Source organism: Paenarthrobacter sp. CM16, from assembly GCF_013179505.1.
Taxonomy (GTDB): domain Bacteria; phylum Actinomycetota; class Actinomycetes; order Actinomycetales; family Micrococcaceae; genus Arthrobacter.
Map to the genome: position 1 here is coordinate 1 of NZ_JABMCX010000157.1, position 11,457 is coordinate 11,457.

Annotated in this window: 14 protein-coding genes; 8 read left to right on the forward strand and 6 right to left on the reverse strand. The window is 63.4% G+C overall.

What is annotated here, in order from left to right:
- The 4 genes from HP499_RS14390 to HP499_RS14405 all read left to right on the forward strand — a co-directional run.
- The coding region (locus HP499_RS14390; protein ID WP_172324771.1) for a hypothetical protein at window positions 1-623 on the forward strand (623 nt) is incomplete at its 5' end.
- Window positions 624-730: 107 nt separating this feature from the next.
- A complete protein-coding gene (locus HP499_RS14395) occupies window positions 731-1,525 on the forward strand; it encodes an ABC-2 family transporter protein (RefSeq protein ID WP_172324774.1) in 795 nt (264 codons plus the stop codon).
- Window positions 1,518-2,396 (forward strand): ABC-2 family transporter protein, encoded by an 879-nt coding sequence (locus tag HP499_RS14400; protein WP_309138395.1) that lies wholly within the window; start codon window positions 1,518-1,520, stop codon window positions 2,394-2,396. Before HP499_RS14395 ends, HP499_RS14400 begins: the two co-directional genes overlap by 8 nt.
- 1 nt (window position 2,397) lies before the next feature.
- A complete protein-coding gene (locus tag HP499_RS14405; RefSeq protein WP_172324776.1) occupies window positions 2,398-3,375 on the forward strand; it encodes an ATP-binding cassette domain-containing protein in 978 nt (325 codons plus the stop codon).
- A 136-nt stretch (window positions 3,376-3,511) separates the two neighbouring features.
- On the opposite strand, the gene HP499_RS14410 is transcribed toward HP499_RS14405, so the two are convergent.
- A complete protein-coding gene (locus tag HP499_RS14410; protein WP_253951595.1) occupies window positions 3,512-4,102 on the reverse strand; it encodes a DUF5655 domain-containing protein in 591 nt (196 codons plus the stop codon).
- Window positions 4,103-4,267: 165 nt separating this feature from the next.
- On the opposite strand from HP499_RS14410, the gene HP499_RS14415 reads away from it, so the two are divergent.
- The 3 genes from HP499_RS14415 to HP499_RS14425 all read left to right on the forward strand — a co-directional run bounded on the left by HP499_RS14415 (window position 4,268) and on the right by HP499_RS14425 (window position 6,549).
- Window positions 4,268-5,206: a type IV toxin-antitoxin system AbiEi family antitoxin domain-containing protein gene (locus HP499_RS14415; RefSeq protein WP_172324778.1), complete on the forward strand. Its 939-nt coding sequence runs from the start codon at window positions 4,268-4,270 to the stop codon at window positions 5,204-5,206.
- 180 nt (window positions 5,207-5,386) lie between these two features.
- Window positions 5,387-5,884 carry a sigma-70 family RNA polymerase sigma factor gene (locus tag HP499_RS14420; protein WP_172324780.1) on the forward strand — a complete coding sequence of 166 codons (498 nt, stop codon included), beginning with the start codon at window positions 5,387-5,389 and terminating at the stop codon, window positions 5,882-5,884.
- Window positions 5,881-6,549, forward strand: a complete 669-nt coding sequence (locus tag HP499_RS14425) for a zf-HC2 domain-containing protein (RefSeq protein ID WP_172324782.1) — start codon at window positions 5,881-5,883, stop codon at window positions 6,547-6,549. Before HP499_RS14420 ends, HP499_RS14425 begins: the two co-directional genes overlap by 4 nt.
- 3 nt (window positions 6,550-6,552) lie before the next feature.
- Here HP499_RS14425 and HP499_RS14430 read toward each other — a convergent pair whose 3' ends face one another.
- From HP499_RS14430 to HP499_RS14450, 5 genes are all read right to left on the reverse strand, one after another.
- Window positions 6,553-7,047, reverse strand: coding sequence for a type II toxin-antitoxin system RatA family toxin (locus tag HP499_RS14430; protein ID WP_172324784.1), 495 nt, complete (start codon window positions 7,045-7,047; stop codon window positions 6,553-6,555).
- A complete protein-coding gene (locus HP499_RS14435; RefSeq protein ID WP_172324786.1) occupies window positions 7,047-7,439 on the reverse strand; it encodes a hypothetical protein in 393 nt (130 codons plus the stop codon). Before HP499_RS14435 ends, HP499_RS14430 begins: the two co-directional genes overlap by 1 nt.
- A 21-nt stretch (window positions 7,440-7,460) precedes the next feature.
- Window positions 7,461-8,366: a tRNA (guanosine(46)-N7)-methyltransferase TrmB gene (gene trmB / locus HP499_RS14440; protein ID WP_026543457.1), complete on the reverse strand. Its 906-nt coding sequence runs from the start codon at window positions 8,364-8,366 to the stop codon at window positions 7,461-7,463.
- 102 nt (window positions 8,367-8,468) lie between these two features.
- On the reverse strand, window positions 8,469-10,142 hold the full coding sequence (locus HP499_RS14445) for a serine/threonine-protein kinase (RefSeq protein ID WP_172324788.1): 1,674 nt from the start codon (window positions 10,140-10,142) through the stop codon (window positions 8,469-8,471).
- Window positions 10,139-10,390, reverse strand: a complete 252-nt coding sequence (locus tag HP499_RS14450) for a hypothetical protein (RefSeq protein ID WP_172324790.1) — start codon at window positions 10,388-10,390, stop codon at window positions 10,139-10,141. The genes HP499_RS14445 and HP499_RS14450 overlap by 4 nt, the downstream gene beginning before the upstream one ends.
- 179 nt (window positions 10,391-10,569) lie before the next feature.
- On the opposite strand from HP499_RS14450, the gene HP499_RS14455 reads away from it, so the two are divergent.
- The coding region (locus HP499_RS14455; RefSeq protein WP_172324792.1) for an MFS transporter at window positions 10,570-11,457 on the forward strand (888 nt) is incomplete at its 3' end.

Below are 11,457 nucleotides of genomic sequence, written 5' to 3' on the forward strand. Positions count from 1 at the left end.
AAGAAGTGGACGCCTACATCCGCGCCGGCCTCGAAAGCATGGGCGCCACCCGTCATCTGGAGCTCTTCAACCGCACCGCGGCTACCTTCGATGCGCTGAGTGAGGAAGAAGCGGAGGCTTACCTCGACGGCGAACTGGACGAGTCCGAAACCCCGCCTGCTTCAGTGGTGGCCTTGGACGAGCTCGACGGCGAGTTCGAGTCACTTCTTGAGGAAGAGGACATCATCGACCTCAACGCCGCATACCTTCGCGACCAATCCGAGCTGCTGGTCCTGACCGAGGAGGAGATCGAAGCCCACATTGCCGAGCGCGTCTCACTGATCCCGGACCTCGCCGAGCGCCAGGCCGAGGCTGACGGGGAAGCCCTCGCCAACGCCCCCGAGTTCGAGGTCATCATCCGTGAACTGTGCGACGTAGCCGGGTACGCCCTGGAAAAGATCACCATGGGCGACCCCAACTACGAGCACGACGGCGTGAAGACCCTCGCCTGGCACTTCTCCACCGACCACGGCGACTACCTCATGATCGAGGACGACGAGGAGGCCTTCATGATCCACCCGGAGACTAAGGAAATCATCGCGGCCGTCGAGTTTGAGGAGTCCGAGGAATTCGCCGACGCGTAAGCCACTCGTTGGCGAGGTCGCCGGAACGCTGCAGAATCGCCGTTGCGTTCCGGCGACCTCGCCGCGTTTCCGGCGATTTCGGTGCCACCCGTGAGTAGACTCGATCGGTGCGCGCGTATTGGGAACTGGGGAAGTCATCATTCCGCCGCCATTCCACGTACCGTACTGCCGCCGTCGCCGGCGCTTTTACCAACTCCGTTTTCGGGCTGATCCGGGCATCGCTGCTGCTGAGCGCTATTACGACGGCGGGCGGCGCCATCGGGGGTTACTCGGCTATGGAGGCCGCCACTTATGTGTGGCTGGGCCAGGCGCTCTTGGCACCTTTGGGGCTGTTCGGCAACGCTGAGCTGGCCGGGCGCGTGAAGTCGGGGGACATCGCCGTGGACCTCTCCCGGTCCGTCAACCTGACCGCGTCCTACTGGGCGCAGGACCTGGGCCGCGCCGCCTTTGACGTCCTGCCCCGCGGGTTACCGCCACTGATCGTTGGTGCCTTGGTGACAGGCCTGGCGATGCCGGGAACTCCCGGGCCTTACCTGCTGGGATTCGTGTCCATCCTCGCCGCCGTATCCCTGAACTTTCTGGGCTTCTTCGCCATCAACCTGCTGTCCTTCTGGGTCCTTGAGATCCGGGGTTTCTGGATGCTGTACATGGTCCTGATGAACCTGCTCTCCGGATTCCTGGTGCCCGTGACCTGGTTTCCCGGCTGGCTGCTCGACTTTGCCCGCGCCACGCCGTTCCCATCAATGCTGCAGACCCCGGTGGACATCCTGGCGGGGAGGACCGACGGCGTCGAAAGCCTTGCGATGGTGGGTGTCCAACTCCTGTGGCTGGCCGTGTTGCTGGTGGTCGTACAGGTGATGGTCCGGTTCGGTTCGCGGAGGCTGGTGGTGCAAGGTGGCTAGCCCCCGCGCAACGTCTTCCCTGACTTCCCGCCGCGCAACGTCTTCCCGCGCCGGCGACCCGCACGCTCCTGTCACCAACTTTGTCCTCCTCAAACTCCTTGTCTCGGCCCGGCTCCGCTCGCAGCTCGCCTATCGGGGCAGTTTCTTCTCGGATGTCGCCGGACAGGTTCTGCTGGGATTGACTGAGTTCGTTGAGCTCTACGCAATCGTCCACAACGTCTCCACCTTCGGCGGCATGACATTGGCCCAGACGCTCCTGGTGTTTGGACTGGCGTCCGTGGCGTTCGCCTTGGGAGACCTGCTCTTGGGAGAGACCGATTCCATGTCCGAGACCATCAGGTCCGGCAAGCTGGAGGTGTTGTTGGTCCGGCCCTTGCCTGTGCTGCTCCAACTGGCCACCTCGGACTTCCAGCTCAGACGCGTGGGTAGGCTGATCTTCGCCCTGGCGGCCCTGGCTGCAGCGCTCCTGCTCACGGACGTCCACTGGGACCCGGCCAAGATCGCCCTGGCCATCATCACCCCCCTTGCCGGTGCGGCAATCTTTTGCGCACTCTTCCTAGGCGCCGGAGCCATGCAATTCTGGATCCTGGACGGCCGGCAGTTCGCCAATGCTTTCACCTACGGTGGACGGTACGTCGCTTCCATGCCCGGAGCGGCGCTCTTCTTCCCCATCCAGATCTTCTTCACGTTCGTCATCCCCGCAACCTTGGTGGCCTACGCTCCCAGCCTGGTCATCCTCGAGCTCGACGGCCCTGCCGGAATCCCGGCCTGGACGGGTTGGCTGGGACTGCCGGCCGCCGTCGTGCTGAGCGGCCTCATGCTGCTCCTCTGGCGGGCGGCCATCAAAAAGTACACCGGCGCAGGAGGCTGACATGCCCATCATCGACGTGGAGAATCTGAGCCGCGAGTTCCAAGTCATGGAGCCTGCCGGGCGGTTCCGGCGACGCAGGAAGACCGTTCACGCGGTCCGCGGGATCGACTTCACTGTGGAGCAGGGCGAGGCGGTCGGTTACATCGGAGCCAACGGTGCCGGCAAATCCACCACCATCAAGATGCTGACCGGTGTCCTGGTGCCAAGCTCGGGACGCGTGAGCGTGTGCGGGTTCAACCCGGTGCCGCAGCGTAAAGCGCTGGCCCGGAAGATCGGCGTCGTGTTCGGGCAGCGCTCGCAGCTTTGGTGGGACTTGCCCCTGCAGGATTCGTACCCGATCCTTGGCGCCATGCATCGCATGCCCGAGGCGGATTGGCGGCCCAGGTTCCGCGAGCTTGCCGATCAGATGGACCTGGGGGAGTTCCTCACCACGCCGGTCCGGCAATTGTCGTTGGGCCAGCGCATGCGCGGCGAGGTTGCCGCTGCCCTGTTGCACCGGCCCGAGCTGGTGATCCTGGATGAGCCGACCATCGGCCTGGACATGATCAGCAAGGAGAAATTGCGCCAGTTCCTGGACGCCGAGCGCCGCGATAACGGCACCACGCTGTTGCTGACCACCCACGACATGAGCGATATCCAGCGTTTGTGCCAACGCGTTTTAGTAGTCGACGACGGCGCCATCGCCTACGACGGTCAGCTCACCGGTTTGGCCGAGGTGGCCGGAGCCGTGCGCACCATGGTGGTGGACCTCGCCACTCCCATGCACTCGGGTGTGCTCTTTTCGCTGCCTGATGGCGCCGTCCATGAAGGTATTGAGGCCAACGGGATCCGGCACAGCGTTTCGTTCGACCCTCGGAGGCTCTCCGCCGCCACGGTTCTGGCGGCCATTTCAAGCACTGCCGAGGTAGCTGACCTGTCCTTGCACGAGCCGGACATCGAGCATCTGGTCCGGCAGTTGTACGGGCGTGCGCGGGGCTAGGTGGTTGGTCCCGGCGCTGAGTTCGCTGGAACCCTGCGTGCTCGCCCGGAACCTTCAGGCGACTTGGCAGGCTTCCCACGATCTCAGCGTGCCCGGGTAGTGAGCCACTTCCCCTCCCCAGGGAGTGGCCTGCAGTCTAGCTGTTCTGTTCCAACGCCTCGGCGAGGTATCCGAGTAGCTCGTCGTCGACGTCGTCGATTGATCTCAGCCGCACCCGGCGGTCGAAGAAGTCTCCCTCGCGTACTTTCACGGCTTCGAGCCTGCCCTCGGCCGGGGCGTCCAGGCGCAGGGCGACGTCTACCGTGGTGTTGTTCGTTCTGGTGACTTGGGCGAACTTCCGCCGAGGGCTGTGTAGCGATACGTAGCCCTTGCGCATTTGGATCTCCACGCCGTCGGTCTCAGCGGACCAAGCCAGCAGGGCATCGGCAATCGGGCGGAGGCCGGGGTGGTTGGCGTATTGGCCGTCGAGGAGTTGGTCGGCATCCCGGAGCATGAACTCGGGGTAACCGAACATCTCCCAGGAGACTGCGTATTGCGCATAACCGGTGATGCCGTGTTCATCGCGCATCCAGTCGCGGAGCTCGGCGTCGTTCTTCACTCCCTGAGCCAGTCCCCGTTCGGCCCACCACCGGACGTCATGGCCGGACTTGCGCAGAAGCAGGTCCTGATTGCTGTCCACCATGGTTTGCCAGGTCTTGGCGGCCTTGACGTGGGGATTCTCGCTCATCTCCCGATCCTAGCCCGGCGGTTTCTCCTGACTTCGCCGGAATCGTGCGCCGTCGGAGGCAAATTTCCGGCGTCCTCGCACTGTTTCCGGGCTCTCGGGGTTCAGGTTTCCACATAGCGACGTGTACCCCTCCTGCAGCCGATGGTTGATTGCCATGCTGAGCCGATGAAGCCAACACCAAATACGCGCACCGTGCCCCCGCTTCCCCTGCGCGGCTACATGTGGAGGACGGACGAGCTGCTCCGGTTCGGTCTCAACAGCCGGAAGATCAAGGCGCTGGTGGACACAGGAGAACTGCATCGGATGAGATATGGGTGCTATATCAGGGCGAAAATGTGGAATGAGTTTGGTCCGAGGAGGCAAGCCAGGGAGCGGATAGTGGCCCATGCTCACGGGACACTGACCACATCAACGGGTGGGTTCGTCTACAGCCACTTGTCTGCGGCACGGCTCCACGGTCTGTTCGTTTGGGGTGTGGATGACAAGGTTCACATCCTGCACCCGGCCCGGCCTTCCTCGGACCGTTGGGGCAAGGATGTTCGGGGACACACGGAAAGCTTCACTGAAGACGATGTTGTCCCCGTTCAAGGCTTGCGGGCAACGACGCTGGAGCGCACCATCTTTGACAGTGCCAGGATGCTGAACTATCCCAAAGCCTTGGTGATCATGGACCACGGATTGCGCGTGGGCGCCGACAGGAACACAGTGGCATCCCTGGCAGCAGCTTCTGCTGGAAAACGGGGTATACGCACGCTGCGCAAGGCCTTGGACCATGCGGACCCGCGGTCCGAATCTGCCGGCGAAACACTCACCCGCGAGTTGATGCAGAGGCTGCGCATCAAACCTCCGCAGCCACAGTTCGAGGTACAGTCCCGTTTGGGTCGTCACCGTATGGACTTTGCATGGGAAGAGGAAAAGCTGGCGTTGGAGTTCGACGGTCGCACCAAGTATTTCGACTTCAACCCCACCGAGGAGGTCATTTTTCAAGAACGACGGCGGGAAAAGGCACTCGTCGAGGAGGGCTGGCGGTTTATCCGGATCGAATGGAAGGATCTTTTCCAAGAGCGTGCCTTCAAGGAGCGCATCCTCCGGGCCCTCGGGTGACGCGCTGCCGGATCCCGAGTTCGCGGGAACCCTGCCTGTTCGCACGGAACCTTTCGGCGATATCGCAGGCTTCCCGCGATCTCGGCGGCGGTTCGGAGGAAGAAGATGGGGATGAACCTTTTCCGGACGCGCGTCGTCGTATAGGCGAAGGGGCAGAGGAAAATAGTGAGGGAGGTGGCCATGCCGTTGGACGAGGACGTGGTGGCGGCGATCTACCGTGACCATGGCACGGCTCTGAAGCGCTTCGTTCTCAGCTGCACCTCCGACGCCCACCAAGCGGACGACGTCGTGCAGGAAACCATCCTCAAGGTGTGGCAGCACGCCCCGCAGATCACCGGCAGCGTGCGCAGCTACCTTTTCCGGACGGCCCGCAACGTCATCATCGATAACTATAGGAAGACCCAGCGCCGCCCTGCCGAGACCGGTGAACAGGACCTCCCGGACCATCCGGCGACCGAGCGCGTTGACGAACTTCTGAACCGGGTCCTCATGGAAGAAGCTCTGTTGAGGCTTAGCCACGAGCACCGCGAGGTCTTGGTTGCACTTCATTACCAGCGGTTTACCGTCAGCGAGGCAGCACTGCAGCTGAACATCCCTGCGGGAACCGTGAAATCCCGGGCTTTCTATGCTGTGAAAGCCCTCCGAACAATCCTTGATGAAATGGGGGTGGAACGATGACCGGCAACTCTGTCCACCAGTTGCTGGGCGCCTACCTTCTGGGTGGGCTCGAGGCAGACGAAGCCCGTACGTTTGAGGACCACCTTGCCACTTGCGCTGAGTGTCGCCGTGAGCTGGAAGAGCTTGAAAGCCTGCCCGCACTGCTCGACGCCGTTCCCCGGGCTGACGCTGTCGCGCTCACAGTCGTTGGGGGTCCTGACACGCTCTCACCGTCGGAACCCGAGGCGCTTCCCGAAAAGGTCCTGGTGGATTTGTCGGTCCGTCGAAAGAAGTCACGACGGCGGTGGGCGGCTGTGGTGGGTGCAGTGGCCGCTGCTTGCCTTGCAGTTGGCTTCCTCGCCGGACCTCTGCTGAACCAGCCCCCGAAACCGGACGCAAGCTACTCAGTTCAGGCGGACAACGGCTTGCAGCTGACAGTGGGTATGGTGAAAAAGAACTGGGGCACTGAGCTCGCTGTGGAGGGCCGTTCGATGCCGCTGGAAGGCACCCTGTATCTGTGGGTAAAAGGCCGGGACGGTGCCGAAGAACGCACGTGCGGATGGACGGCCACTCAGAGCGGCCGGATCAAGATCACCGGGGCCACTCCGGTACAGTTGGCCGGCATCGCTGGGGTTGAGCTCCGCGATGAGTCGGAGAATACGGTAGCTTCGATTTCCGTGCCGTAGCCGCTATTTCTCCACGACGTCGGTGCCCTGCGCCCGCAGTTCGGCCACCAGCGCCGGGTTCTCACAGGCCCGTGCGAACGCCTCGATCCGGCGTTCGATCTCCCGGCCCAGCAGCCAGCTTCCCAGTCTCTCGGCCAACGGCTTCACCAAAGCCGGGCGGCACGAAAAGGTGTACTTCCAGACCGCCCGGGTGCCGCCGTCCTCCGGAGTGAACCGCCAGCCGCCACCGAAGTTCTCAAAGAACCACGGACCCGAAACCATGGTCATACCCACGTTGCGGGGTGGGGTGTAGGAGACGTATTCGCTGACCATTTTCAGGCCCATGCGGGAAACGGTCCGGGTCCTGACACCCTTTCCGGCAGCAGTAGCCCCGTCAAGGAAAGCCTGCGAAGAGATGAACGGGTCCCATTTGAGCCGGAATTGGCCCGTCGTTTGGGAGAGGGCGAAGGCTGTGTCCGGATCCAGGCGGATGAATCGTTCGGCGCGCACCTGGGGCATCAGAACCCCTGACCCGAACCGAGCACCAGGAACACCATGAAGACAATGCCAAAAATGTTCACTGCCATGATGGCCAATCCGATGATGCCCGTGATCCGTCCCGCGTTCATGCGGCCCGCCCGGAAGACGGCGATCAATCCACTCACCACGGCAACTACTGCCAGGATCACGGAAATCCCCGCCAGCACCAGGGCCCCAAACCACCACGCGTCATTGCCCTCGTTGTAACGGCTCATGGCGGAGGCCACTGCTGCAATGCCCAAGGGGATGCTGACCACGGCCGCGATCGGCGAGAGCACTGCAGCGATGATGCTGGTGATCCCGGCGGGCAGACCGCGCGTCCCGGTCCTCTGCGGCTGCTGGTAGTAGTCGACCGGCGGCTGATAGCTCATGGTTCCCCCAAAATCCGTTGGCTAAAGCTTGCGGTAGGTGAGGTCGAAGATCATGCGACCGGCCTCGTGGGCCTTGTTTTCGAAGCTGGTCCGGATGCGGCCGTCGAAGCGGGGTGCCCAACCGCCTTCTTCATCCACGCCCTCGTTGGGACCGGTGTGCTCTGTGCTGACCGGCGCGCGGCCTTCCCTTACCGGAGCACCGCCCACAACAGACTCGACGCCGGATTGCCACACTTGCGTCAGCGGGCTTTCCTCGCCGCTGCGCTCGCCTTCGTGCATGTTCTCGAACTCCGTGGACCCGGCCAGGACTTCGCGGACGTGCACTGCATAGTTGGACCAGTCAGTGGCGATCCGCCAGTAGCCACCCTTTTCGAGTGCCTTTGCAGCTACAGAAGCGAAGGCAGGCTGGATGAGACGGCGTTTGTGGTGCCGGGCCTTGTGCCAAGGGTCCGGGAAGAACACCCAAAGCTCACTCACTGAGCCTTCCGGGAGCATCGACTCGAGGACCTCGGGGGCGTTGGCTTCCACCACGCGCACGTTGGTCAGCCCGCGGCTGTTGATCTTGATGATGGTGTTGGCCAGGCCGGGGGTGTAGACCTCAACTGCCAGGAAGTCCTTGTCCGGGTTCTGCTCTGCGGCGTGAACCACGGCGTCGCCCAGGCCGGAACCGATCTCTACGATCAGCGGTGCCTTGCGCCCGAATACGGCCTCGGCATCGAAGGTGTAGTCCGGGTGCACGGAGGTGTTGGCAACATGGCGGGGCACTTGGATGGCCCAGCGCTCGGCGTGCTCTTCCCAGGCAGCCTGCCTGCGGCCCTGCAATCGGGTGCCGCGGCGCACGAAGCTGACGGGCCGGCCGCCATAGGTCCCAAAGGATGCCTGGGTGCCGGGCGTGACGGGGCGCGGGGAATCTGGGGTTTCACTCATCACTTCCAGAATACTTTGGTTCGGGGTGGAGGCTCTGCGGAGTCTGGGCTGGCAGGAGACGTTCAGCGATCCAGCAGGGCCTCGGGGGTGATGCGTGGGCTGCTAGTCCGCGCAGGCAATGGATCCCTCTTCTCCCGGTGACGTACTCCCGTCAGCTCGGACAATAATCACCTGGATGCAGAGGTGCTCATCATCCCAGCCAAAGTAGGCCCGGACGTTTGGCTCCTTGATGGAGTCGTATTGGCCTTCCGGGATGTCGGCGGTGCGGTAGCGCCACATATATGTGTCCCCTGGCTGGGGTTGTGGGTTCTTCCACCGGAAATCAGCGAAGTCTGGCTTTTCGGGGTCCTTCGCCCCCACAAAATCCACTACATCGGGTACGCCCGGTTTAGTGGGTTCCACCTTCGGCTGCGCCTGGATGCCAAGAACTACGCCCACCACAATGGCGAGAACCAGCACTGCTGCGCCTGAGGCGGCCAGCAGGTTGCGCTTGCGGTGGCCTGCCGGCGGGAGGTCTCTCCTGGTTGCCGGGCCGGCGCCGGAACGGGTGGCTTTTGCCCCCTGGTTGTTCTGCGGACGCGATGGCTGCCAGCCGCGCAGCCCGGTGGTCCCGGAAGGGCCCGTGCCCCCGTCCGATGCTCCGTAGGGTCCTTGGGCCCGGAACTGCGCTGGGGCCCACTGAGGTGCCTCGGGTTGGAGGGCTTGGGGAGAGTTGCCAGGTTGCGTGGGCCGGGTGGGCGTCCGGAACCCGTGGGGAACGGTGGATGGGAGGGTTCGGTCCGGGAACGTGGGCACCGATCCGGTCGCTGTTTTGGAAGCGTCGGGTTCCACCGGGGCAATGCTCCGGACCCGGGTTTCCTCGAAGGTGACGTCCGGGTGCTGCTCGTCGCCGTGCCCGGTTTCCTCGAGAACCTCAAAAGGCGTCACGGACAGGTTCAATTCGGCCTGGATCCGCTGGAGCGCCAGCGCGAACGCGTGTGCCGACGAGTAGCGGGATTCCGGCGATTTCGCCATGGCCGCAGCCAGGACGAGTTCCAGCGACTCCGGCACGTCGGCACGTCCAAGCCTGGGCAGGGGCGAATTGGTGATGCGGGAAATCAGCTCCCGCTGGGAGTTGTCCTGTCCGGGCAAAACGAAGGGCGAGCGGCCGGCCAAGAGCGTGTAGAGGGTTGCCCCCAGCGCCCAGATGTCCAGGGGAACCCCGTCCACTGCGCCGCCCCGGAACTGCTCGGGCGGCGACCACGGAATGGACATGCCGGCGTCGTCCTCCTCGGTGTCCGCGCCAATGGTGCCGGAGATACCGAAGTCCGTCAGGGCGGGCCGGTTGTAATCGGTAACCAGGATGTTCGCCGGCTTGATGTCCCGGTGGACAATGCCGGCCCGGTGGGCAGTCTCGACGGCGGATGCCACCTGGATGCCGACGGCCAGGACCTCGTCCACTGTGAATCGCTGGCGACGGTAGCGGACGTCGAGGCTTGGCTTGGAGCAGTACTCCATGGCGAGGTAGGAATGGCCGTCCTCGGTGATCTCTGCTTCAAAGATCGTGACAATGTACGGGTGCGAGGACAGCTGGGCCATCAGGTTGGCTTCGGACTCGAAGCGACGGCGTGCCCCGTCGGTCTTCAAATCGGACAGCAACACCTTGACGGCTACTTTGCGGCGCGGGCGGTCCTGTTCGTAAAGGTACACATCGGAGAAGCCGCCGGAGCCGAGCAGGCTGATGTAGTTGAATCCTGGAATGGGTGGAGGCGGCGCGGGGGGCCTTTTGGAACTCAAAGAAGCTCACCGCCGGCCGCTATGGCGAGGAAGCCCAGGAAGATCACGCCGAAGGACATGATCGTGACCAAGACCGCCGGAGCTGTGATCAGTCCAGGGCTTTGGACTGGCGTGATAGCGCCCATGGAGTAACCTTGCGGCGCGGCCCCCGGAACATACTGCTCCTCATACTGACGCACGTTGAAGCTGATCGGGTCATGGTGGGTGCCGCCAGGCTTGCGGAACTTCTTGTCTTGGCTGAACATCACAACGAATCCTATAAGGATGCTTGGGCCGAACAAGTTTATTGCCGCTGCTGCACCGCCACAGATCGCCCCGGTTCTTGAGGCGGTGAACCTGGACAACGCCCGTTCTGCAGTCTTCTTCCTCGCCGGGTCACATTGATCCCACCGCGCATGCCAAACCACCGACTGACAGAATAGGACGTGTGACCTCCTCCAAGACGCCCGGCTATCGAGAGAAACCAGTCCTGCCTGACATGACAGCGGACGCTGAGATCGACGAAGAACCTGCACCGGATCCCACACGGTTAAGCGGCAGAAGGGGCCTGGTCTACTTGGGCATCTGCCTGGTCCTGATCGGCCTGAACCTCCGCACCGTCTTCTCCAGCTTCTCCGCGGTCCTCCCGGAAATAACGTCCGACGCCGGCCTGCCGGGCTGGTCCTTGGTGGTCCTCACCACTGTGCCGGTCACCCTGCTGGGAGTCTTCGCGCCCTTGGCCCCCATCCTGGCCCGGAGATTCGGCGCGGAACGGGTGCTTCTCGGAGCCATGGCAGTGCTGACCGCGGGCTTGCTCCTGAGGCCGGTGGAGTTCCCGGGAATGGGTCACCTGCCCGCACTTCTGGCCGGAACAGCAGCCTGCGGTGCCGCGATAGCCCTCTGCAACGTCCTCTTGCCGGGCGTCGTCAAAAGAGATTTCCCGCACCGTCTTGGCCTGATGGGTGGCCTCTACACCACAGCGATTTGCGCGTCGGCGGCCCTTGGAGCGGGCTTCACGTATCCGGTGTTTACGGCAACCGGCCACTGGACCTCGGCGCTCTGGTTCTGGGCGGTGCCTGCCGCCGTCGTGCTCTTGCTGTTCCTTCCGTTGGCAATCCGCCAACCGTCCGTGAAACACCAAGCCGTCCAAGGCGGCGTCAATGTGTGGCGCTCGGCCGTGGCGTGGCAGGTGACCATGTTCATGGTGTTGCAGGCCATGATGTCGTTCAGTGTGTTCGCCTGGATGGCACCGATCCTGCGCGATAGGGGTATCGACGGCGGAACGGCCGGACTGATCGTGTCGGTGTCGATTGTGCTGCAGATGCTTGGCTCACTG

Excerpts from the sequence above, each read along its gene's own strand:
- HP499_RS14410 (WP_253951595.1), bottom strand. The coding sequence starts at position 4,102 with ATGAGCGAGAATCCCCACGTCAAGGCCGCCAAGACCTGGCAAACCATG.
- HP499_RS14405 (WP_172324776.1), top strand. The coding sequence starts at position 2,398 with ATGCCCATCATCGACGTGGAGAATCTGAGCCGCGAGTTCCAAGTCATG.
- HP499_RS14425 (WP_172324782.1), top strand. The coding sequence starts at position 5,881 with ATGACCGGCAACTCTGTCCACCAGTTGCTGGGCGCCTACCTTCTGGGT.
- HP499_RS14430 (WP_172324784.1), bottom strand. The coding sequence starts at position 7,047 with ATGCCCCAGGTGCGCGCCGAACGATTCATCCGCCTGGATCCGGACACA.
- HP499_RS14415 (WP_172324778.1), top strand. The coding sequence starts at position 4,268 with ATGAAGCCAACACCAAATACGCGCACCGTGCCCCCGCTTCCCCTGCGC.
- trmB (WP_026543457.1), bottom strand. The coding sequence starts at position 8,366 with ATGAGTGAAACCCCAGATTCCCCGCGCCCCGTCACGCCCGGCACCCAG.
- HP499_RS14420 (WP_172324780.1), top strand. The coding sequence starts at position 5,387 with ATGCCGTTGGACGAGGACGTGGTGGCGGCGATCTACCGTGACCATGGC.
- HP499_RS14435 (WP_172324786.1), bottom strand. The coding sequence starts at position 7,439 with ATGAGCTATCAGCCGCCGGTCGACTACTACCAGCAGCCGCAGAGGACC.